Source organism: Knoellia locipacati (assembly GCF_044791685.1).
Lineage (GTDB): Bacteria > Actinomycetota > Actinomycetes > Actinomycetales > Dermatophilaceae > Knoellia > Knoellia locipacati_A.
In genome coordinates this window covers 1,752,325-1,772,764 of record NZ_CP087730.1, presented here as the reverse complement: position 1 = coordinate 1,772,764, position 20,440 = coordinate 1,752,325, and the positions used below count along the sequence as shown (strand labels likewise).

22 protein-coding genes and 1 pseudogene are annotated in these 20,440 nt (G+C 71.8%); 10 read left to right on the top strand and 13 right to left on the bottom strand.

Translation table 11 applies throughout. From position 1 onward, the window contains the following. Positions 1 to 38: 38 nt before the first annotated feature. From LL946_RS08245 to LL946_RS08230, 4 genes are all read left to right on the top strand, one after another. Positions 39 to 1,577: a DEAD/DEAH box helicase gene (locus LL946_RS08245; RefSeq protein ID WP_404386550.1), complete on the top strand. Its 1,539-nt coding sequence runs from the start codon at positions 39 to 41 to the stop codon at positions 1,575 to 1,577. Between the two features lie 167 nt (positions 1,578 to 1,744). Next, positions 1,745 to 2,677, top strand: coding sequence for a lysophospholipase (locus LL946_RS08240; RefSeq protein ID WP_404386549.1), 933 nt, complete (start codon positions 1,745 to 1,747; stop codon positions 2,675 to 2,677). Then, entirely contained in the window at positions 2,677 to 3,087 is a 411-nt protein-coding gene (locus LL946_RS08235) for a DUF2177 family protein (protein ID WP_404386548.1), read from the top strand. Before LL946_RS08240 ends, LL946_RS08235 begins: the two co-directional genes overlap by 1 nt. A gap of 142 nt (positions 3,088 to 3,229) precedes the next feature. After that, positions 3,230 to 3,724 (top strand): hypothetical protein, encoded by a 495-nt coding sequence (locus LL946_RS08230; protein ID WP_404386547.1) that lies wholly within the window; start codon positions 3,230 to 3,232, stop codon positions 3,722 to 3,724. Positions 3,725 to 3,742: 18 nt separating this feature from the next. Here the strand turns inward: LL946_RS08230 and LL946_RS08225 are convergent, their stop codons facing one another. From LL946_RS08225 to LL946_RS08180, 10 genes and pseudogenes are all read right to left on the bottom strand, one after another. Beyond that, the gene (locus tag LL946_RS08225; RefSeq protein WP_404386546.1) at positions 3,743 to 4,783 is read right to left on the bottom strand and encodes a thermonuclease family protein; all 1,041 of its coding nucleotides are present in this window, start codon (positions 4,781 to 4,783) and stop codon (positions 3,743 to 3,745) included. Between the two features lie 294 nt (positions 4,784 to 5,077). After that, the gene (locus LL946_RS08220; protein WP_404386545.1) at positions 5,078 to 5,956 is read right to left on the bottom strand and encodes an ABC transporter permease; all 879 of its coding nucleotides are present in this window, start codon (positions 5,954 to 5,956) and stop codon (positions 5,078 to 5,080) included. Next, positions 5,953 to 7,092, bottom strand: coding sequence for an ABC transporter permease (locus LL946_RS08215; RefSeq protein ID WP_404386544.1), 1,140 nt, complete (start codon positions 7,090 to 7,092; stop codon positions 5,953 to 5,955). The genes LL946_RS08220 and LL946_RS08215 overlap by 4 nt, the downstream gene beginning before the upstream one ends. Further along, positions 7,089 to 8,690: an ABC transporter ATP-binding protein gene (locus LL946_RS08210; protein ID WP_404386543.1), complete on the bottom strand. Its 1,602-nt coding sequence runs from the start codon at positions 8,688 to 8,690 to the stop codon at positions 7,089 to 7,091. Before LL946_RS08210 ends, LL946_RS08215 begins: the two co-directional genes overlap by 4 nt. A 12-nt stretch (positions 8,691 to 8,702) precedes the next feature. Next, positions 8,703 to 9,773 carry a BMP family protein gene (locus LL946_RS08205; RefSeq protein WP_404386542.1) on the bottom strand — a complete coding sequence of 357 codons (1,071 nt, stop codon included), beginning with the start codon at positions 9,771 to 9,773 and terminating at the stop codon, positions 8,703 to 8,705. Positions 9,774 to 9,987: 214 nt separating this feature from the next. After that, positions 9,988 to 10,356: pseudogene (locus LL946_RS08200) on the bottom strand (hypothetical protein); the annotation flags it as partial. Between the two features lie 52 nt (positions 10,357 to 10,408). Then, on the bottom strand, positions 10,409 to 10,645 hold the full coding sequence (locus LL946_RS08195; RefSeq protein ID WP_404386963.1) for a hypothetical protein: 237 nt from the start codon (positions 10,643 to 10,645) through the stop codon (positions 10,409 to 10,411). A 100-nt stretch (positions 10,646 to 10,745) separates the two neighbouring features. Continuing rightward, the gene (locus tag LL946_RS08190; RefSeq protein WP_404386541.1) at positions 10,746 to 11,051 is read right to left on the bottom strand and encodes a hypothetical protein; all 306 of its coding nucleotides are present in this window, start codon (positions 11,049 to 11,051) and stop codon (positions 10,746 to 10,748) included. 49 nt (positions 11,052 to 11,100) lie between these two features. Beyond that, on the bottom strand, positions 11,101 to 11,490 hold the full coding sequence (locus LL946_RS08185) for a hypothetical protein (RefSeq protein ID WP_404386540.1): 390 nt from the start codon (positions 11,488 to 11,490) through the stop codon (positions 11,101 to 11,103). Between the two features lie 177 nt (positions 11,491 to 11,667). Continuing rightward, on the bottom strand, positions 11,668 to 13,326 hold the full coding sequence (locus tag LL946_RS08180) for an HNH endonuclease (RefSeq protein WP_404386539.1): 1,659 nt from the start codon (positions 13,324 to 13,326) through the stop codon (positions 11,668 to 11,670). A 179-nt stretch (positions 13,327 to 13,505) separates the two neighbouring features. Between LL946_RS08180 and LL946_RS08175 the strand changes: the two genes are divergently transcribed. Next, a complete protein-coding gene (locus LL946_RS08175; RefSeq protein ID WP_404386538.1) occupies positions 13,506 to 14,594 on the top strand; it encodes an NAD(P)-binding domain-containing protein in 1,089 nt (362 codons plus the stop codon). On the opposite strand, the gene LL946_RS08170 is transcribed toward LL946_RS08175, so the two are convergent. The 3 genes from LL946_RS08170 to LL946_RS08160 form a co-directional block, all read right to left on the bottom strand. Further along, a complete protein-coding gene (locus LL946_RS08170) occupies positions 14,578 to 15,318 on the bottom strand; it encodes an MOSC domain-containing protein (protein WP_404386537.1) in 741 nt (246 codons plus the stop codon). The genes LL946_RS08175 and LL946_RS08170 overlap by 17 nt on opposite strands. After that, positions 15,315 to 15,746, bottom strand: a complete 432-nt coding sequence (locus LL946_RS08165; protein WP_404386536.1) for an OsmC family protein — start codon at positions 15,744 to 15,746, stop codon at positions 15,315 to 15,317. The genes LL946_RS08170 and LL946_RS08165 overlap by 4 nt, the downstream gene beginning before the upstream one ends. An 81-nt stretch (positions 15,747 to 15,827) precedes the next feature. Then, a complete protein-coding gene (locus LL946_RS08160) occupies positions 15,828 to 16,589 on the bottom strand; it encodes a class I SAM-dependent methyltransferase (protein ID WP_404386535.1) in 762 nt (253 codons plus the stop codon). A 112-nt stretch (positions 16,590 to 16,701) separates the two neighbouring features. Here LL946_RS08160 and LL946_RS08155 point away from each other — a divergent pair, with 112 nt between their 5' ends. The 5 genes from LL946_RS08155 to LL946_RS08135 all read left to right on the top strand — a co-directional run bounded on the left by LL946_RS08155 (position 16,702) and on the right by LL946_RS08135 (position 20,383). Beyond that, positions 16,702 to 17,124: a VOC family protein gene (locus LL946_RS08155; protein ID WP_404386534.1), complete on the top strand. Its 423-nt coding sequence runs from the start codon at positions 16,702 to 16,704 to the stop codon at positions 17,122 to 17,124. Between the two features lie 11 nt (positions 17,125 to 17,135). Next, positions 17,136 to 17,768 carry a GntR family transcriptional regulator gene (locus LL946_RS08150; protein ID WP_404386533.1) on the top strand — a complete coding sequence of 211 codons (633 nt, stop codon included), beginning with the start codon at positions 17,136 to 17,138 and terminating at the stop codon, positions 17,766 to 17,768. 187 nt (positions 17,769 to 17,955) lie between these two features. Beyond that, a complete protein-coding gene (locus tag LL946_RS08145) occupies positions 17,956 to 18,876 on the top strand; it encodes a universal stress protein (RefSeq protein WP_404386532.1) in 921 nt (306 codons plus the stop codon). A gap of 183 nt (positions 18,877 to 19,059) precedes the next feature. Next, positions 19,060 to 19,194 carry a hypothetical protein gene (locus LL946_RS08140; protein ID WP_404386531.1) on the top strand — a complete coding sequence of 45 codons (135 nt, stop codon included), beginning with the start codon at positions 19,060 to 19,062 and terminating at the stop codon, positions 19,192 to 19,194. After that, entirely contained in the window at positions 19,178 to 20,383 is a 1,206-nt protein-coding gene (locus tag LL946_RS08135; RefSeq protein WP_404386530.1) for a N(5)-(carboxyethyl)ornithine synthase, read from the top strand. The genes LL946_RS08140 and LL946_RS08135 overlap by 17 nt, the downstream gene beginning before the upstream one ends. Positions 20,384 to 20,440 lie beyond the last annotated feature (57 nt).

Sequence of the window (20,440 nt, the reverse complement as noted above, 5' to 3'; positions counted from 1 at the left end):
AACCGACTGCATCAGAACTCTCTGGAGTACACCCTTTCGTGTCCACTGACACCCTCAGCCCTGCTCGCACGTCCACCGGGTTCGCAGCCCTGGGCGTCCCCGAGTCCCTCGTCCGCGTCCTCGCCGACCGCGACATCACGTCGCCGACGCCGATCCAGACCGCGACCCTCCCCGACAGCCTCGCCGGCCGCGACGTCCTCGGACGTGGCCGCACCGGCTCCGGCAAGACCTACGCGTTCCTCCTCCCGGTGCTCGCCCGCCTCGCCTCCGACGGCCGTCGCCGTCAGCCGAAGCGCCCCCGCGCCCTGATCCTCGCTCCCACCCGTGAGCTCGCCATCCAGATCGACGAGGCACTGGCCCCGCTCGCCCAGCCGCTCGGACTCACGTCCAAGACGGTCTTCGGTGGAGTCGGCCAGAACCCTCAGGTCCAGGCCATCGCCCGCGGCGTCGACGTCGTCGTCGCCTGCCCGGGCCGGCTCGAGGACCTCATCGGCCAGGGCCACGTCAACCTCGACTCGGTCGAGATCACCGTCCTCGACGAGGCCGACCACATGGCCGACCTCGGGTTCCTGCCCGTCGTCAAGCGCATCCTCGACCGCACCCCGCGTGACGGTCAGCGCATGCTCTTCTCGGCCACGCTCGACGGCGCCATCAACACGCTCGTCAAGCGCTACCTCACCTCGCCGAAGACCCACGAGGCCGACTCGGCCCAGTCGCCGGTCTCGACGATGAGCCACCACGTCCTCCACGTCACGGCTGACGCCCACCTCCCCGTGCTCGTCGACCTCACCGCGGCTCCCGGCCGCAAGGTCGTCTTCACCCGGACCAAGCACCGCGCCAAGAAGTTGGCCCGCCAGCTCAACGCCGAGGGCATCCCCGCGGTCGAGCTGCACGGCAACCTCAGCCAGAACGCCCGGACCCGGACGATGGACGCCTTCCACGCCGGCACCGCGCACACCCTCGTGGCGACCGACATCGCGGCGCGCGGCATCCACGTCGACGACGTCAGCCTCGTCATCCACGCCGACCCGCCGGTCGAGCACAAGGCCTACCTGCACCGCTCGGGCCGCACCGCCCGCGCCGGCAACTCGGGCACCGTCGTCACGCTCATGCTCGACGACCAGATCCGCGACGTGCGTGACCTCACCCGCAAGGCCGGCATCAAGCCGACCACCACCAAGGTCAACAAGGCGCACCCGCTCCTCACCGAGCTCGCTCCCGGCGAGCGCACCTTCCCCGGCGCGTTCACCGTGCCCGGCGCCGCACCCCAGGGTGGGGGCCAGCGCTCCGGCGGTGGCCAGCGCTCGGGTGGCGGTCGCCGCTCCGCCGGTGGCCAGGCCTCCGGTAGCGGCCAGCGTTCCGGCGGTGGCCAGGCCTCCGGTGGCGGTCAGCGCTCCGGCGCCCCGCGTACCGGCAGCGCCCAGCGCTCCAGCGGTGGCGGCCAGGCTCGCGGGCAGCAGTCCGGTGGCCAGCGCAGCGGCGCCCCGCGTCGCTCCGGCGGCCAGGGTGGCGGCCAGCGCAGCACCGGCGGCGGCGCCGCGGCGTTCTCGTCGCAGTCGCGCGGCTACCGGGGCTGACCCAGCCTCGCTTCCTGTGCCCCGTCGCCTCGCGCGGCGGGGCACAGTCGCGTCCGGGGGCGGACGGCATACCGGCGCGCGAGAAGTCAGCCACAACCGGGACGTGAGGGCGGCGCCCACGCGGTAGCGTCGGCAGCCGCGAGCCACATCCCCCTCAGGAGCCGTCAATGGAGTCGAGCACCATCGCCGTCAGCGCCACCGACGGCACGCCACTGCACACCTACCGCTGGCTCCCGGACGGTCCACCTCGCGCGATCGTGCAGATCGTGCACGGGGTCGCCGAGCACGCCGGCCGCTACGCGCGGTTCGCCGAGGCGCTCACCGCGGCCGGGTACGCGGTCTACGCGGAGGACCACCGTGGCCACGGTCGCACCGCGCGCGACGGCGAGCTCGGGCACTTCGGCGACCACGACGGCTTCAACACCGTCGTCGGCGACCTCCGCACCGTCACCGAGTTCGCCCAGGCCGAGCACCCCGGTGTGCCGGTGGTGCTCTTCGGGCACAGCCTCGGCTCGTTCCTCAGCCGCGCGTACGTCGTGGAGCACGCCCACGACCTGGCCGGCCTCGTCCTGTCGGCCACCGGTGGCAACCCCCCGGCCGTCGCCCTCCCCGCGCTCGCGCTGTCGGTCGCACAGGCCAGGGTCCTCGGACGGCGCCGCCCCTCCGGACTCCTCGACAAGATCTACAACAACCAGGTGAACTCGGCGTTCAAGCCGAGCCGCACGGCCTTCGACTGGCTCTCGCGCGACGAGGCGGAGGTTGACGCCTACCTCGCGGACCCGCTCTGCGGCGGCGTCCTCAGCGCGGCGTCCTACGGTGACCTGCTTCGCGGCTGGCGCTCGGTGACCCGGCCGGAGGCGTTCCAGGCGTTTCCCAAGGACCTGCCCGTCCTCGTGATCTCCGGGTCGCGGTGCCAGGTCGGTGAGGACGGCAAGGGTCCGCGCGAGGTCACCCAGAGGCTGCGGGAGGCTGGCGTCGCCGACGTGACCATGACGCTCTACCCGGATGCCCGGCACGAGATCCTCAACGAGACCAACCGCGACGAGGTCACCGCCGACGTCATCGCGTGGCTCGACGAGCACCTGCCGACCCGCGACTGATGCGCGCCGCGCTCGGCCAGTACGCCGTCGCCGCAGTCGTGTTCGGCATCCTCGACGGGTTGTGGCTGGGCGTCATCGGCCGGCCGATCTATGACGACCAGCTCGGCGACCTCCTCGCCGCCGAGCCCAACGCCCTTGCGGCAGTGGCGTTCTACGCGATCTACATCGTCGGCATCACCTACTTCGTCACCCGCCCGGCGCTCGCCGCGGGCTCCGGGCGGAAGGCGCTCGTCGCCGGCGCCCTGCTCGGTTTCGTGGCCTACGCGACGTGGGACCTCACCAACCTCGCGGTCATCGAGGGCTTCCCGGCGTCGATCGTCGCCGTGGACCTCGCCTGGGGCACCTTCGCGACCGCGGTCGCCTCACTCGTGACGTATGCCGTGTGCCGCCGCGTGCCCGCGCTCGGCTGACGAGGTCGCGCACGTGGACGCCTCCGCTGGGCGCGACCGGCAGAGGTGGTCGTGGCCGGTCGGCGTATCTGGCGGAGGGTTTCGCCCTCCTTGGTCGTGACGGCCCGGTGCGGGCCGCCCCGACCTCACGAAGGACCAGCCCATGGCCACTGCATCCGACTTCATCAAGGCGATCGCGGCCTCGAGGATCACCTCACCGCACAACGACCGCCTCGAGTTCCCCGCCCACTTCAACGACAGGATCTGGGAACTCGTCGGTGGCGGGCCCCAGGGTCTGCGCAGCCGCGTGGACCTCGTGTCGCTCAACCCCCAGCCACTGCCGCCGGTCGACGCGGGTCGGCTCCTCCTCCAGGTCATGGCTCGCGGCATCATCATCGTGGGCGGCCGGGACGCCGATGCCCGCGAGGCCTTCCTCGCCGACATCGAGGACTGGTGCGGCACCGGGTGGCCGAAGCACTGGCCCCGCCCGCCGCAGCCCGGCCCGTTCCCGGACCCGCGGGGCGGCCACATCACCCCGTCGACGCTGCTCGGTGGGGCGCTTGCCGCGGCCGAGCTCGCGGCGAGCTATCCCGAGGGTGACCTGCAGGACCTGTTCGCCAAGGCGGCCGACCAGCTCACCGAGGCCGCCCTGGCCTGAGCCGGGTGCGGGCCCGAGCTAGTTGAGGGCCTTGCGCCAGCCGGCATCCAGAGCGTCCTGCTCGGTGCAGAACCAGCGCTCGCCCTTGCCGGGCGAGATGACGGTGTCGTCATAGCTGCCGCCGCCGGGCACGTGGTAGATCCTCTCGCCCGAGGAGGAGATGTTGCCCTTGATGACGCACCCCGAGGCCGGAGTCCCATCCGCCGGTGTCCCGGCCGACGCTCCGGGCGCGGGCGTCGCGGCTGGGGCCGGGCGGGCTCGGGTCGGCGCTGCACAGGCGGCGCTCCACACCCCGAGACGCTTGGTCTGCGCGCGCTTCTGCGCGGCGAGGTAGGTGTCGCGGTGCTCGTAGGCCGCCGCGTAGGTGTACTCCTTGGCGAAGCCGCCCTCGATGAGCACCTGGGCGGCCAGCTGCCCGTCCTCGGTGACGACGTGGCGCAGCAGCCGCCCGTAGCGGTCACGGTCCGCCTGCGTCGGGTCCGCCACGAGCTGCACGGTGCGGCTCTGGACGAGGCTCTGCAGCCGGCTCGCCGCCTGCTGCGACCAGCACTCGTCGCCCTTGCGCTCCGGTGCGTCCAGGCCGATGAGCCGGACCCGTTCGGTGCCACTGGGGACCCGCACCCTGATCGTGTCGCCGTCGGTCACCCCGACCACGGGGACGAAGGCACCGGCCCCACCACCGGCTGGGGGTGCCACAGGGCGCGGGGTCCGCGGAGCAGCCGTCGACGACGGGCCCGTGGACCCGGTCGGCGTCGCGCCGGTGCCACCCGTCGCGCCCGGGTCGCCCGGGGTCGGAGAGGAGGGCGCAACCGTCGAGGTGGATGTCGCGCCGGGTGACGTCCACGACGGCGTGGCCGATGGGCCCGAGGTGTCTCCGGGCGCGGCGGGCCCGCGCTCCGGTCCGCGGCTCGCCACGTCGGTCGAGTCCGATGGGCGCACGGTGCCGGTGAGGGCGACCACTCCGGTCGCACCCAGCACGGTGAGGGCGAGTCCGATGAGACAGGCGACGAGGATGCCCATCCGGCGCCCCGCCGGCACCGCGACGTTCGCCTCCGTCATCCTCCGGAAGTCACTCATCGACGAGCTGGCTTCCGGACGTCGGCGCGGCGGACTCGCAGGGCACTGACGGCCCCGGCGGCGGGACGACGCATCGTGGTGGCACCCCTGTCTCGGGTACGAGAACACGGTGCGAGCGCGTGCACCGGCCTCGTGATGGTGGATGGCGGTTGCAGTGGTGGCGGATCGCCGTACTGCTCACGTCGAGGCCGCTCCGATGCTATCGGCGCGGCCTCGAGGGTGAGGGCGGTTCGGCCGAATCGCCCACGATGCGGGCCGTCGACCGGTGAGGCTGGGTCACCCGACGATGCGGGACTCGCGGTCGTAGTTCTTGCCGAGGAACTGCGGCACCAGGGCCCAGCGCAGGGCGAAGACCATGACGAGCAGGGTCGCGACGTAGGGGAGCATCGACACGAACTGGTGGGGGATGCCGATCCCCGAGACCTGGGCCCGCTGGGCGAGCACCTCCATCGCCGCGAAGAACGCCGAGCCGGCGAGGATGTACTGCGGACGCCAGCCACCGAAGAAGGCGAGGGCGATCGCGAGCCAGCCGCGACCCGCGACGATCCCGTCGGCATACACACCCGAGAACACCATCGGGAGGTAGGCGCCACCGACGGCCATGAGCGCCGCTCCGACCGTGCCGGCCCACATGCGGGTGCGGGCGACGTTGATGCCGAGCGAGTCGGCCGCCTTCGGGTTCTCGCCGACCGAGCGCAGTCGCATGCCGGCGTCGGTGCGGTAGAGCCACCACCAGAGGAAGGCGGACAGCCCGATCGCCACGAACACCATCGCGTCCTGACCCAGGATCAGGTCGGGCAGCGGCTTGATGCGCGGCGGCTCGTCGTTGCCGATGACCACGCGGTAGAGCAGCGAGGCGGTGCCACCGGCGAGGAAGAACAGCGCCAGCCCGACGACGAACTGGTCGAGCCGGAGCGAGGTCGTCGCCCACGACAGGACGAAGCCGACGACGGCACCCGCGAGCGCCGCGACGACGAGTCCCACGACGTTCCCACCGGCCTTGAGTGAGATGATGTAGCCGACCGCGGCACCGAGGAGCATGAGCCCCTCCTGGGCGACGTTGAAGATGCCGGCGCGACCGCTGAGCATCGTGCCCTGCGCGACGAAGAGGAACGGCACCATGGCGGTGATGGTCAGGGTGAGGAACTCACTCATGCCACCGCTCCCTTCGTGAGCTGCGCCGACCTGGCGGCACGTGAGGCTCTGGCTCGCCGGAACCGTTCGGTCGCGACGTCGGACATGAGGAGGAAGAGCAGGATCAGGCCCTCGAGGATGAGGACGATCTCGGAGGGAGCCCCCGAGACGCGCTGCATCGAGCCGGCGCCGACCTCGAGGACGGCGATGCCGAACGCGACGAACGGGACCGCCGTGAGCGAGCCGCGGGCGATGAGGCCGATGATGATGCCGAGCAGCAGGAAGTTGGACTGGATGCCCTCGAGCGTGCGCTGGTGGACACCGGCGACCTCGATGGCCCCGGCCAGCCCGGCGAGCGCACCGGCGACGATCATCGAGGTCACCGCGACCCGCCCGGTGCGGATGCCGTGCAGCTTGGACGCCCGCTCGTTGAGGCCGACGGCACGCAGCTCGAAGCCGGCGACCGACCGCTTGGCCATGACGGCCGCCACGACGGAGACGAGGAGCACGAGCAGCACGCCGGTGTGCATGGGCGGACGGCCGATGCCGGGCAGGACCGCACCCTCGCCGACGGGCAGCGTCACCGCACCACCGGCTCCGGGGTCGGACCAGACGACGGACGCGATGTAGTCGAGGACCTCGAACGAGACGAAGTTGAGCAGCACCGTCGACAGGATCTCGTTGATCTTGAACGACTCCATGAGCCAGGCCGAGATGGCAGACCACACCGCGCCGGCCAGGGTGCCGACGACGAGCACGAGCGGCAGCAGCAGCACGAGCGGCAGCTCCGACATCGTGATGCCGACCGCCGCGGCGCCCACGGTGCCAAGGATCATCTGGCCCTCACCACCGATGTTGAACCGGCCGGCACCGAGCGGGATGGCGAACGCCAGCGCGAGCAGCGTCAGCGGCGCCCACTTGTGCAGGGTCTGGACGATGCCCGTCTGGTTGCGGAACGAGTTCGTCAGCACCGCCCGGAACGCGCTGACCGGGTCGTGCCCGAGGACGGTGATGAGCACGCCCACGACGACGAACGCGGCCAGGACGGCGACGGCATACGGAATGGCTGCGAAGGCGAGCGAACGCGCCTGCTGCGAGAGCGGCGGGGTCGCGGCGACGTCGCCGACCTCCGGCGCCCGGGTGACGTCGGTGCTCATGCGCCGACTCCTGTCATGAGTCGACCGAGGTCGTAGGGGTTGGCTTCGCCGCGGGAGAACTCGCCCACGAGACGGCCCGAGTAGGCGACGGTGACGCGGTCGGCGAGTGCCAGCACCTCGTCGAGGTCCTCGGAGATGACGATGACGACGCAGCCGTCGGCGGCGGCGCCCCGCACCCGGTCGTAGACGAACTGGGTCGAGCGGATGTCGAGCCCGCGGGTGGGGTTGTGCAGGAGGAGCAGCTTGGGGTGGTGCGCAAAGGCCCGGGCGAGGATGACGCGCTGGATGTTGCCTCCGGAGAGCTGTCCGCAGGCGGTGGCGGCGCTCGGCGTCTTGACGCTGAACTCCTTGATCGCCTCGACCGCCTCGGCGCGCGCGGCGCGCCAGTTGATCATCCCGGCCTTCGCTCGGCTCCGGTGCGATCCGAGGACGAGGTTCTCGGTGATGCCGGCTCCGGGGAGTATGCCGTCCCGCTGGCGGTCCTCGGGAACGTAGACGACGCCGCTGCGCAGCCACGTCGCGGTGGGCCGGCCGACGAGCTCCTCGCCGTCGACGACGAGCGAGCCGGTGGCGGTCCGGGTGCCGGTGAGGGCCTCGGCAAGCTCGCCCTGGCCGTTGCCGGCGACCCCGGCGATGCCGAGGATCTCGCCGGGCCGGAGGGCGAGGGTCACGTCGTCGACGAGCGGCTTGCCCCCCTGCCCGGCAACGGTGAGGCCGCGGACGGTGACCCTGGCAGGGGTCCTGGCCACCGTGTCCGCGACGCCACCCCCGGCTTCGGCCTCCTGCGCACCCGGGAGGGCGTGCGCGAGGGAGGCCTCACCAAGGTCTTCTTCACCGAGGGCGACCTGCGCCGCCTCGGCCAGTGCGGCCGCTTCGGCCTCGCTGCCGCCGACCTCGCCGATCATGGTCGCCGCGAGGTCGTCGGCCGTCGTGTCGGCCTTGTCGACGGTGGCGATCCACCGGCCGTCGCGCATCACCGTCATCCGGTCGCAGACCTCCATGGTCTCGCGGATCTTGTGGGTGATGAGGACGACCGACATGCCGTCGTCGACGATGGCGCGCATCGACGAGAAGAGGTCGTCGACCTCCTGCGGGGTGAGGTTCGTCGTCGGTTCGTCGAGGACGAGGATCTTGGCCCCGCGATAGAGCGCCTTGAGGATCTCGACGCGCTGGCGGACGCCGACGGGGAGGTCGGCGACCCGCGCGGACGGGTCGACGGTGAGGCCGAACCGCTCGGACAGCTCGGTGATCCGCTGCGTCGCGGTCTGGGGTGAGCCGTCCGCGGCGGTGAGCCCGGAGCTGTCGGTGCCAAGGACGATGTTCTCGGCGACCGTGAAGACGTCCACCTGGAGGAAGTTCTGGTGGACCATGCCGATGCCCGCGGCGATCGCGTCCTTCGGGGACTGGATCTCGACGGGGGTGCCGTCGATCTGCACGGTCCCGGCGTCGGGCGCGTAGAGGCCGTAGAGGACGTTCATCAACGTCGTCTTGCCTGCGCCGTTGCCCCCGAGCAGGCCGTGGATCTCACGGTCGGCGACGGTGAAGTCGACGCCGTCGAGAGCCACGACCGGCCCGAACGTCTTGCGAATGCCGGACATCTGGAGCAAGGGTCAGCCGATCTTCTCGGTGTTGAGCTCGACCTTGACCGCACCGGACTTCACGTCTGCCATGGCCTTCTCGACCGCGGCCTTGGCGTCGGCGGGCACGCCGTCGGCCATCTTGATCGTCACACCGGTGTCGAAGCCGAGCAGGTAGTTGCCCTTCTCCTCGCCGGCCTTGATCTTGGCGAGGACGTCGGCCAGCGGCTTGTCGAAGTCGTAGACGAGGCTGCCGGCGTAGTGCTCACCGGCGGCCGCGGACTTGTCGGTGTACTTCGCGGTGACCCAGCCGTCGCCGGCGGCGCGGCCCTCGAAGGCCTGGAAGGTGCCGGTCGAGCCCTGGTTGAGCGAGCCCACGATGACGTCGGCGCCCTGGCCGAGCAGCTGGGTGGCGAACTGCTGCGCCTTCGCGGCGTCGTTGAAGTCACCGGTCCAGACGGGCTTGACGGTGGTCTTCGCCCCGGTGTCCTTGAGCGCCTGCTCCATCGCGTGGACCTCGGCCATCGAGAACGGCAGCGAGAGGCCGCCGACGTAGCCGACCGTTCCGGTCTTGCTCAGCTTGGAGGCGAAGACGCCCATCCCGTAGAAGCCGAGGTGGAACTGGCGGTCGATGGTCCAGACGTTGGCGGGCTGGTCCTTGGGCACGCCGTCGTACTCGGCGATGAAGTTGACGTCGGGGTTGTTCTTGGCGACCTTGGCCGTCGCGTCGTAGAACTGCGAGCCGTGGGTCCACACGACCGTGGCGCCGTCGCCGACGGCCTCGGTGAGGCGGGCCTCGACGTCGGGGACGGCGACCTTCTCGCTGAACGAGATCTCGGCGCCGGCCGACTCCGCGGCCTTGAGGGCGGTGAGGCCGACGGCGTTGTAGTCCGCGTCGTTGGTCGGGCCGGAGAAGATCGCGGCGATGACCTGCTTGTCACCGCCGTCACCGGCATCACTGCCGGTGTCGCCACCCTCCTCGGCGCCACCGCAGCCGGCGAGCACGAGGGCGGAGATCGAGGCGAAGGCGAGAGTCGTGGCGGCGCGGCGGGTCAGGCCTCGCGGCGCGGCGATGGAGGGGATGGAGATGCGCGAGCGGGTCATGACGGGTCCTCTGGTGGACGGGGCCGACCCCTGGGGCTCGAGGTCGGTCACTCGGTGTGCCGAGCAGTCTGGCTCCGCGAGAGACAGCCGCTCATTGGCAGCACCTGCCAACGGTGGTCCGCGCGGTTGTCAGTCTCGACCGAACGCAGGCCCCCATGTTGCTGCCACGTGACGGCGCGGTTTCTCCTCCCGGCACCTGGCGCCCCGGCTGGCCTCAGGCTGCGCCGAGCGGGCGGAGGTGGCTGAGCTGCCAGCCCATACCGGTCCAGTCAAGGACCACCCTGTGCCGCGTCGTGCTCGCCCTGAGCCTGCCGACGGTGGCCCCGGAGCGGTCGACCAGCGGTGCCGCCGCCCGCGTCAGGGTCACCGGCACGTCGTAGCGCGTGGACCTCAGGACTGTGGGCGGCTCGACGACGACCGTGTATGCCGGCCCGCCGGCTCGCTGCCCCTTCGCACGCAGCGCTCCGATCTCGGCAGCCTGCGTGCGGCACTGTGCGCACTCGGGTCCTTCGTATGCCGCCACACCGCTGGGGTCGGCGACCCGGTAGGCGCGGTCGAGCAGCGCCACGTAGTAGGTGATGAAGGCCGCCGCCCCCTCGGGGGTCTGAGACCGGGCGGCCGTGGGCTCTCGCGGCTCAGGAGGAGGAGCCGTGCTGGTGGGCGCTGGCGTCGCCGGAGCCGTGGCTGGGGATGCGGAGGGGGTCGAGGTCGAGGTCGAGCCCGCTGACCGTGGGAGTGCCGCTGTGGGGGAGCCGGCGCTCGAGCGGGCCGCGGATGCTGGGGGCGAGGCGTCCGCGCCGTCGTCGCTGCAGGCGGTGAGTGCGGCGCAGCCGAGCAGGGCGGCGGCGAGCACCGCCAGGACTCGCGGACACGACCGCCTCATGGCACCTCCGTTGGCACCTCTGTTGCCACGACCAGACGAAAGGACAGTAGCCATCAAGCTCGCCCCCGACAACGGTCCCCCGGGACCGGTCAGCCCGCGACGAAGAGGAGCACGACGAAGGCGACCAGACCGGCCAGTGCCAGGGCCAGCCCGACGCCGGCTCGCTGACGTCCCGGACCCAACCGAGCGACGGCACACAGGATGGGTGTGGCGACGAATCCCAAGGGCATCCACACGATGCCGAGGATCCGGAGCCAGTTGGGCGGATCGATGACGTCGCTGAGGCTGAGCACGTAGGTGAAGGCGGTGGCAGCCAGCGTCACGGCGCCCGCGACGAGTGCCACTGTCCCCGCTCGGGCCGACCCGGCCCACGGGCTCGTTGCGGGGGTGCTCATCCTCGGCCTCCGATCTGGGGCTGCCGTGCCTCGCCTGCTCACGGCCGCGTCATTCGACGAGGAGGATGAGGAGGTAGGAGACGGCGTTGAGCCCGACGACACCGAGGGCGATTGCCCCACCCACCATCGCGGGGATCAAACCGTCGCGGCGGCCGAGCCGGCGCGCCTGTCGTCCTTGGTGGACCGCGAGCACGCCGGGGAGAACGAGGACGACCAGCGCCGGCAGTCCCGAGAGCAGGACCTTCCACACGGCCGGGTCGACCTCGCCATCCGTCAGCATGCTGAAGAGCCCTTCGCCGATGACGAACGCGAGAACGAACGACACCGGGAAGAAGGCCAGCGACCACCAGGCCCGCCGGTAGGCCCGATCGGCGTCATTGTGAGGAACCGCGGCGACGGGTGCGTGGTCGCTTCGGGGTCCGATGTTCGAGGTGGTCATTGCGAACCTCCTTCGCTGCACTTCCACACTTCCCCTGTGACCCTGATGGGGCTAGGGACGTTGGTCATGGACGCCGAGACCGGAGTCAGGGGACGTGTGATCACCGGGCTGGGGGCGCGGTCGGGCCCGCGCACGAGCATGCAGGTCAGGTGGCCAGGCGTCGCAAGGGCACGGGAGTCAGGCGGTCAGGCGCCAGTCGTCGACGAGGTCACGGGGGTCGACGTCGTCGAGTCCCGGTGCGTCGCGTTCGTGGGCGTCGCGTGCGAGGTGCTCGGCGAGGAGGTCGTCGACGAGCTCGCGCAGGACCTCGTCCGGAGGGCTGCTGGCCCACGCGTCGGGAGGTCCGGTGTCGAGCCGTGCTCGGCCCTCGGCTCGTCCGACTCGGGCGCGGCGGAGCGACGCCATCCGGTCGGGAAGCACCCGGTCGTAGGAGCCCGGCGTGAGGTCCCAGGTCACGGAGCGGCCGTGCTCGTCGGGTGGGTGGACGGTCGCGATGAGACGCCGGTCGTGCACGAAGGTGTGGTGGCGCTGGCACAGCAGGGCAGCGTTCTCGAGGTCGGACCGTCCTCCGTCGACCCAGTGCACGACGTGGTGCGCGCGGGACCATCCCGCGGGCATGTCACAGCCCGGGTACGTGCAGCCACCGTCGCGGGTCCACAGGGCACGCCGCTGTCCCCGGCTGAACAGCCGGACGGCACGCCCGAGGTCGAGCACCTCACCTTCCGAGCCGAGGACCACCGGGAGGACGTCGGCGTCGCAGGCGAGTCGACGCACGACCGCCGGTGCGAGGATCGTCCCCTGCGCTCGCGAGGCGAGCACCTGCCCGCATCCCGTGCGCACCCTGTCGTCTGCGTCGTCTGCGTCGTCTGCGTCGGCCGCCTGGCCTGCGGTCTCGAGACGGCTCATGAGGTCGGCCAGGGTCATCGAGACGTGCAACGACATCGACGCCGACCCCGGGCCCGAACGCCGGGCACCCTCCTCGGAGGCGGCACCGGCACAGACGGCAGCCAGGGCCTCGGCACGTCGCAGCTCGGCCGGCCGGAGGTCTCGCTCGCCCGTCTGCTCGTTCGGCGCGGGTCGCGACAGCGGACCGATTGCCGCCTCGAGGGTGGCGGCCTGCTCCGGCGTCAGCCCGAGCCTGTACTCGGTGATGTCGCCGTCGTTGATCCGCGGGCTCGTGAGGAAGGCCGAGGACCGCAGGCGCCCCTGATGCTTGTCGAACTCACCCTCCGCCCCGAACCGGGCAAGGAGGTGCGGGCGGATCTTCTGCGCCTCCCGCGCACCCCAGGCCACCCCGTGGTCGAGGACGGCACCGGCCACCGTCGGGACGGCGGCCGGGTTGAGGAGGTCCTTCATCCGGGCCATCTCGCGCAGGGCCGTCACGGCCAACGCCGGCGCGACCTCACCGGTCACCACCCGGGCCCAGACCACTCCCTCGGCCCGGTCGAGGTCCGTGAACGCGCCCGCCGCCGGACCCGCGCTCGACCAGAGCCCGCCGGGCACCGACGAGGCGACCTCCTGTGCCAGGTGCGCCACCTGGCTGCACCCGGCCTGTCGCAGCGACGGTGCGTGCTCGCGCACCCATGCGTCCACCGACCCGATCCCGCGGCGGGCAGCCGTGAACTCGCCCCGGTGCGCCGCTTCCGCGGTGACCCGCACCTGCGCCGCTCGGGCACGGGAAGCAACGTCGTCAGCGACACGCATCACTCGCGCCAGCTCGGGCCCACTCATGCGGGCCAAGACCTCCCCTACGCCGTCTGAGCCGAGGGCATCGCGAGCGCCGTCGAGGGCCGCGCACAGCTGCGCGACCTCCGGGCTGCTGACGTCCTCGTCCATGCTCCATTGTCTCGAACATGCGTTCGACTGTCAAGTTCGCGCTGGATCTCTTTCGACTGAATTTCGCAGTCGCACAGCGGTTTTCGTCGATGGGGCAGAGGAGTGACAAGGCGCGGAATCACTGCAGTCGGGGCGGACGGCATACAGGCGGTTGGTTCGATGTTCAACGACATGTGGACGTGTGGGACTCGATCGTCATCGGCGCGGGCCAAGGTGGACTGGCCGCGTCGTACTTCCTGACCCAGCGCGGCGTCGACCACCTCGTCCTCGACGGCAACCCGGCCCCGGGCGGCGCGTGGCAGCAACGCTGGGACTCCCTGACGATGCACGACGTGCACGGCGTCGCCGACCTCCCGGGCCAGCCCGCCCCCGAGCGCTCGACCGCCCGGGCGAACGTCGCCGTGCCGACGTGGTTCGCGGACTACGAGCGGCAACACGACCTCCCGGTCGAGCGGCCGGTCACGGTCACCGAGGTCACGAGCGAGGGGGACCTGCTCGTCGTCCACGCCGGTGACCGTCGCTGGCGCACGCGCACCCTGGTCAACTCGACCGGGACGTGGACGCGACCGAACTGGCCCGACTACCCGGGGGTGGCCGACTTCGGTGGCGAGCAGTTCCACACCGCCACCTACCCGGGCGCGGAGCACCTGCGCGGCAAGCGGGTCATCGTCGTCGGCGCGGGTGCCTCGGCGGTCCAGCTCATCGGCGAGCTCGCGCCCGTGGCCGACATCGTGTGGGTCACCCGACGCCCACCGCAGTGGCGGACGGAGGAGTTCAGTCCGCAGACGGGGCTGCAGGTCGTCACCGAGGTCGAGCGGCGCGTCGTCGCAGGACTTCCCCCCACGAGTGTCGTGGGGGCGACCGGACTCATGCTGCGCGAGCAGGAGCAGGAAGCGGCTCGGCTCGGCGCCTACGACGACCCACGCCCCATGTTCGAGCGCCTCGAGGACAGCGGTGCGAGGTGGGCCGACGGCACCGTCGAACGCGCCGACGCCATCCTCTGGGCGACCGGCTTCCGCTCCGCGGTCGACCACCTCGAGCCGCTCGGGCTGCGCGGACCACGGGGTGGGATCCCCCTCGTGCGGGTGCCCGGCAATGTGCAGGCGGCGACGACCGCGGCCCACGACCCACGCGTCCACCTCGTCGGCTACGGGCCCTCGGCAAGCACCATCGGCGCCAGCCGCGCCGCTCGCCGGGCCGCCATGGAGGTGGCGGAGCAGGTGGGAGCCGCCGCGTACCGGCAGACGTCCGTCAGCCAGAGCGCCTGACGGTCCCCGGCGTCACGACGCGGGCTCCCATCCCGAAGAGCAGGCGACCGTCCTGAGCCTGAATGTGGTGCAGCAGAGCCGAACCCGTGCGCTCGCCCGTCACCGGGTCCAGGTCGATGACCGCACACCGTTCGAGCGGCGCGGTCACCTCGACCACCGCGTCGCCGACCCGGACCCGCGACCCGGCCGGCGGGTCGTCATCGAGGTCGAGCGTGAGCGTGGCCCGGAAGCGGGCGTCGAGAGGTGACGGCACGGCATACCCGCTGCCGCGCAGCGCCTCGGAGAGGCGACGGAGGGCACCCGTGGTGACGATCGAGACCGGGTCGGCGTAGACGACGTCACCCCGCTCGGCGCGAGCCAGGACGACATCGCGCCTGAGCTCCTCGGAGAACAGCGCGTTGAGTGCGGTGTCCTGCAACCGGATTCGCGCGCCTCGCCCCCAGTAGTCGAACGCCCGTATGCCGTGCGCGGCGCCGCGCGTCGTCGCCTCGACCCTCTGACCCTCGAGGGTCGTCACGACGAGCCGGTCGCCGTGCTCCGCCACGGTCAGACGGAGGAGGCGCGGGTTCTCGACGGTGCGCAGGACACGCGCCGCGGCCCTGTCGACGACGCACCAGGTGCGGTCGCCGACAGGGCCGTGGTCGTCGAGCTCGATCTCGTCCCGGTCGGTGTGGCGGGTGCCCTTGACCAGGGCGAGCCCGAGCCGCGAGACGAGGGAGGTCACTCGGACAGGCTCGCCTCGAGGGTGATCGGCACGGCCTTGAGCGCCTGGCTCACGGGGCAGTTCTCCTTGGCGTCCTCGGCCGCGGCCTGGAAGTCCTCGGCGGACATGCCGGGGACCGAGCCGACAACCTTGAGCACGATGCCGGTGATCCCGGGGCCCGGCACGAACGTCACGGCCGCCGTCGTGTCGAGAGAGGTCGGCGCGGTGCCGGCCTTGGCCAGGATGTTCGAGAAGGCCATGTTGAAGCAGGACGAGTGCGCCGCCGCGATGAGCTCCTCGGGGCTGGTCTTGCCGTTCGCCTCCTCGGCGCGCGAGGGCCAGCTGACGTCGAAGGTGCCGATGCCGGACGACTCGAGGGTGACCTGGCCGTTGCCGTTGAAGAGGTCGCCCTCCCAGTGGTTCGTTGCCGTGCGGGTGGTTCCTGCCATGGCGTTCTCCTGGTTCGAAGGGTGGCTGTCCTGACCCACCCTGTCGTTCGGGCAGGCCCACGCACAAGGCTAGGCGTGCGGTCAGGCCCGCCCGCGGACGGCCCACGCCACCGCGGTGACGTCGAACGGGCCGTCGGCCGGGAAGCCCTCGCGGCACTCGTCGCGCAGCTCGTCGCGGGACCGCGGGTCGAGGGACGCGACGTAGTCGCCGGCGGGGCCGACCCCGAGCGTGAAGGGCTCCCACCACTCGTCGAAGTCGGGATGCGTCACCGTGACCGAGAGCTCGGTGCTCTCGACGTCGACCAGGCCAGCCTCCGTGGCGAGCTGGACCAGGTGACCCTCGCGCGCACCGGGCAGGTGCGACTCGTCGCCCACGAGCGGGTCGATGCGCCGGACGGTGCTCCACAGGTGGCTCAGCGGAGAACGGTCGCCGGCGAGGTCCCACGTACAGGCCGCGACGAGACCGCCGCGCCGGGTCACCCGGGCCATCTCGCCCAGCCCGGTCACGGGATCCTGCATGAAGTGGACGACGAGCTGGGCGAGGGTCTGGTCGAACAGCCCGTCGTCGAACGGCAGCTGCTCGGCCGGCGACCTGTGGACCTCGAGGTCGGGGAAGCGCTGCCGCACCGACTCGACGAACGGCGCCGACGGGTCGACCGCCGCGACATGGTTCACGCCGACGCGGTCGATGAGCTCCGCGGTGAGCGCCCCCGGACCGCACCCGACGTCGAGCACGCGGTCGCCGCGCCGCACGCCGACCCAGTCGGCGAACACCGGGCCGAGCGGCTCCGAGTAGCGCCCCATGAACCGCCCGTACGCCTCACCCGCCACGTCGAAGGTCATGGCGCCGACGCTACTCCCGGCCGGGTGCGCGCGAGCCCGCTTCGGCCTTGCGCGACTTTGCGACGTATGTATACATTTGATGAACTTGCACACAAGAACTGAGGAGTATGCCGTGACCGCTCGCCCCTGCTTCCACCTCGCCGTCCCCGTCGACGACATCGCCGCCGCCCGCGAGTTCTACGGCGGTGTGCTCGGACTGTCCGAGGGACGCTCTGCCGAGCAGTGGATCGACTGGAACTTCTACGGCCACCAGGTCGTGACCCACGAGGTCGCCGTGCACCCCGGCCCAGCCGGGCACAACCACGTCGACTCCCACGAGGTGCCGGTGCCGCACTTCGGCGCGGTGCTCGCGGTGGAGGACTTCCACGACCTCTCCGCCAAGATGAAGTCCGCGGGCGCGACGTTCGTCATCGAGCCGTACCTGCGCTTCGAGGGGCAGCCCGGTGAGCAGTGGACGATGTTCTTCCTCGACCCGGCCGGCAACGCGATGGAGTTCAAGGCCTTCGCCGACGAGTCGCAGATCTTCGCGAAGTAGGGTCTGCGCCCGTGACCTCCCCAGCGGGCTCGACCAAGGCCGACCGGGTGCGTCGGGCGGTGCTCGCCGACATCATGTCGGGCGCGCTCGCGCCGGGCGCGCCCCTCGACGAGGTCGCCCTCGCCGAGCAGCACTCGGTGTCACGGACCCCGGTCCGTGAGGCCCTGCGCCGGCTCCAGAGCGACGGGCTGCTCTCGGTGGGGCCACGGCGCCAGCTGCTCGTCGTCGACGTCTCGCCGGAGCGCCGACGCGAGGTCATGACGCTTCGCGTGGCCCTGGAAGGCGCCGCGACCCCGGCCTCCTGCGAGCTGCGGGACGAGGACGACCTCGACGGGCTCGAGCTGCTGCTGCTCAAGCAGGAGCGCGCGGCCGAGGCCGGTGACGCCGAGGCGTTTCTCCGTCTGGACGAGACGTTCCACCTGACGCTGGCCGGTGCGGCCCGCATGCCGACGCTCTCCCGGATGCTCGAGCAGCTCGGCGCGTTCGTGCGGCTCGGGCGGCTGGGCGAGGCGACGACGACGCCCCACATGCTCGGGCTCGTCGGCGAGCACGCCGAGCTCGTGTCGCTGCTGCGATCACGACGGGCGGCGAAGCTGCGGTCGACGCTCGCCGCGCACATCGAGCGGACCAGCCCACGCGCCTGAGCCGGGGCCGGGCGTCCCGATCGCGCGCCTGAGCCAGTGCCCGGCGCCCTGGACGCGCCTCCCACGCTCGGATCCGACTCCCGGGGACTCGGGACGTTCGGCACTGTCCGACGGGACGCCGCCTCGCGAGGCTGGGTGGCGACCAAGGAGTAATGAGCGCGCGGACGGACTGGGGATGGACGAGGCGATGACTTCTGCAGCGGACCCGTCGCACGGGGCGGCAGTGATGCCGCAGCGACGCCCGGTGGTCGTCGGCGTGGACGGTGCGCCCGAGAGCCGTTTCGCGCTGACGTGGGCGATCGAGGAGGCGGTGCGCCGCAAGCGACCGCTCCACCTGCTGCATGCCGGCGCCCACCCTGACGATCGTCGGCCGGAAGGAGCCCACGTCGAGGACAGCGACGCCGTTGAGCCGGACCCCGCCCGGACGGTCCTCGACGCGGCGCTGGCTCGCGCCCGCGCCGTGGCTCCACGCCTCGAGGTCACGACCCAGCTGACGGACGAGAGCCCGGCCCACGCTCTGGTGAGCGCCTCGCGATCCGCGTTCAGCCTCGTCGTGGGGTCGCGGGGTCGTGGAGCGCTCGTCGGAGCCGTGCTCGGGACGACCTCGGCAGAGGTCGCAGCAACCGCGGCCTGCCCCGTCGTCGTGGTGCGCCGCCTGGCGGAGGTCGAGCCCGAGCGGCCGAGCGTGGTCGTGGGGACGGACGGGTCGGGACTCTCCACCGAGGCCATCGGCTACGCCTTCGCGCTGGCCTCCCTCCGGGGACTCCCCCTGACAGTGGTGCACGCGTGCCCGGCTCGATCGAGCGGCAGCTACGTCGCTCCGTGGCTCTCCGACGACCCGGCGGCCAAGGTCGCGCAGGAGCAGGCGGTCACGGCAGAGGAGGTTGCCGGCTGGTCGGGGCAGTACCCCGACGTCCGCGTCCGACAGCACGTCCTGCGCGCCGACCCGGTCACGGCGCTGGTCGACCACTCCCGTGGGGCCGAGCTGCTCGTCGTCGGCAGCCGAGGGTTCGGCGGCCTCAGCGGCAGGCTGGTCGGCTCCGTGAGCCAAGGCGTGCTGGCTCGGGCGCACTGTCCGGTCGCCGTCGTCCGCGCCGACACCCGATGACCCGAGCCCGGTGACCCGAGCCGATGACGCGACCCGGTGACGCGACCCGGTGACGCGAGCCGGTGAAGCGACCCGGTGACATGAGCGGCGACCCGATCGGGATGGGCGCAGCCAGGCGGCACGTCACGGGCGTACGCTCGAGGTAGCGGGACCCTTCGGGTCTCCCCACCCAAGGGACTGATCATGTCCGACAAGTCACCACGCCACTCCCTCTCGAAGAAGTCCAGCAAGTCCATCAAGGAGAAGCGCGCCGACAAGCGTGCCAAGTCCACCGAAGCCACGGGGATCGAGACGACACTGCATGGCAAGAAGCGCTGAGACCGGTCCCTCCGCGAGCGGGGGACTGACCCTCGGAGTGCCGGCGCACTCCCGCAAGGAGAACGAGCACCGGCTGCCGATCCACCCGGAGCACGTCGACCGGATCGACCCCGACCTGCGTGCCCGGATCTTCGTCGAGGAGGGCTACGGCCTGCCCTTCGGCATCTCCGACGAGACCTTGGCCGCTGCCCTCGGGGGCGTCCGCACCCGGGCCGAGCTCATCGCCGAGTGCGACGTCATCCTGCTCCCCAAGGTGCAGTCCGAGGACCTCACCGAGCTCCGCGACGGCCAGGTGGTCTGGGGGTGGCCGCACTGCGTGCAGGACACCAAGCTGACCCAGGAGGCGATCGACCGCCGACTGACCCTCATCGCGTTCGAGGCGATGAACCACTGGGGCCGCGACGGCGGCTTCCTCCTGCACGTCTTCCACCTCAACAACGAGCTGGCCGGCTACAGCTCCGTGCTGCACGCGCTCTCGCTGTCCGGCAGGACGGGCACCTACGGCCGCAAGCTCCGCGCCGCCGTCATCGGCTTCGGCGCCACGGCCCGAGGTGCGGTGACCGGCCTCAGCGCCCTGGGCATCAGCGACGTCCGGGTGCTGACCCACCGCAAGGTCGCCGCGGTCGCCTCACCGATCCACTCGGTGCAGATCGTCCACGTCGACCACGACGCCGACGATCCGTCACAGACCTCCGCCGTGACCATCGAGGGACTGGTGCCACTCGCCGACTACCTCGCGGACAACGACGTCGTCGTCAACTGCGTCCTCCAGGACCCCTTGGCGCCCTGGACGTTCCTCACCGAGGACGACCTCGAGGCGTTCCGGCCCGGCAGCCTCATCGTCGACGTGTCGTGCGACGAGGCCATGGGCTTCAGCTGGGCGAGGCCGACGTCGTTCGAGGACCCGACGTTCGTCGTGGGCGACAACATCACCTACTACGCCGTCGACCACACGCCGTCCTACCTCTGGAACTCCGCGACGTGGGTCAACAGCGAGGCGCTGCTGCCGCACCTGCGCACCGTGATGTCCGGGCCGGACGCGTGGGCCGCCGAGCCGACGATCGGGCGGGCCATCGAGATCCAGGACGGCGAGATCCGCAACCCGGCCATTCTCTCGTTCCAGGGCCGGGACTCGGTCCGGCCGCATGCCGTCCGCGCTCCTTCGTCGGACGTCTCCAGCGCCCCCTGAGCCGGTCGCCCACCGTCCGACGGGGCGACGGGGCGACGGCCTCACCCTTCACGCACG

Bases quoted from the DNA above. Each gene is read 5' to 3' on its own strand.
- LL946_RS08140 (WP_404386531.1), top strand. From the start codon at position 19,060: ATGTCCGACAAGTCACCACGCCACTCCCTCTCGAAGAAGTCCAGCAAG.
- LL946_RS08235 (WP_404386548.1), top strand. From the start codon at position 2,677: ATGCGCGCCGCGCTCGGCCAGTACGCCGTCGCCGCAGTCGTGTTCGGC.
- LL946_RS08215 (WP_404386544.1), bottom strand. From the start codon at position 7,092: ATGAGCACCGACGTCACCCGGGCGCCGGAGGTCGGCGACGTCGCCGCG.
- LL946_RS08135 (WP_404386530.1), top strand. From the start codon at position 19,178: ATGGCAAGAAGCGCTGAGACCGGTCCCTCCGCGAGCGGGGGACTGACC.
- LL946_RS08190 (WP_404386541.1), bottom strand. From the start codon at position 11,051: ATGAGCACCCCCGCAACGAGCCCGTGGGCCGGGTCGGCCCGAGCGGGG.
- LL946_RS08185 (WP_404386540.1), bottom strand. From the start codon at position 11,490: ATGACCACCTCGAACATCGGACCCCGAAGCGACCACGCACCCGTCGCC.
- LL946_RS08210 (WP_404386543.1), bottom strand. From the start codon at position 8,690: ATGTCCGGCATTCGCAAGACGTTCGGGCCGGTCGTGGCTCTCGACGGC.
- LL946_RS08220 (WP_404386545.1), bottom strand. From the start codon at position 5,956: ATGAGTGAGTTCCTCACCCTGACCATCACCGCCATGGTGCCGTTCCTC.
- LL946_RS08180 (WP_404386539.1), bottom strand. From the start codon at position 13,326: ATGGACGAGGACGTCAGCAGCCCGGAGGTCGCGCAGCTGTGCGCGGCC.
- LL946_RS08160 (WP_404386535.1), bottom strand. From the start codon at position 16,589: ATGACCTTCGACGTGGCGGGTGAGGCGTACGGGCGGTTCATGGGGCGC.
- LL946_RS08145 (WP_404386532.1), top strand. From the start codon at position 17,956: ATGACTTCTGCAGCGGACCCGTCGCACGGGGCGGCAGTGATGCCGCAG.
- LL946_RS08240 (WP_404386549.1), top strand. From the start codon at position 1,745: ATGGAGTCGAGCACCATCGCCGTCAGCGCCACCGACGGCACGCCACTG.
- LL946_RS08165 (WP_404386536.1), bottom strand. From the start codon at position 15,746: ATGGCAGGAACCACCCGCACGGCAACGAACCACTGGGAGGGCGACCTC.
- LL946_RS08230 (WP_404386547.1), top strand. From the start codon at position 3,230: ATGGCCACTGCATCCGACTTCATCAAGGCGATCGCGGCCTCGAGGATC.
- LL946_RS08225 (WP_404386546.1), bottom strand. From the start codon at position 4,783: ATGACGGAGGCGAACGTCGCGGTGCCGGCGGGGCGCCGGATGGGCATC.
- LL946_RS08205 (WP_404386542.1), bottom strand. From the start codon at position 9,773: ATGACCCGCTCGCGCATCTCCATCCCCTCCATCGCCGCGCCGCGAGGC.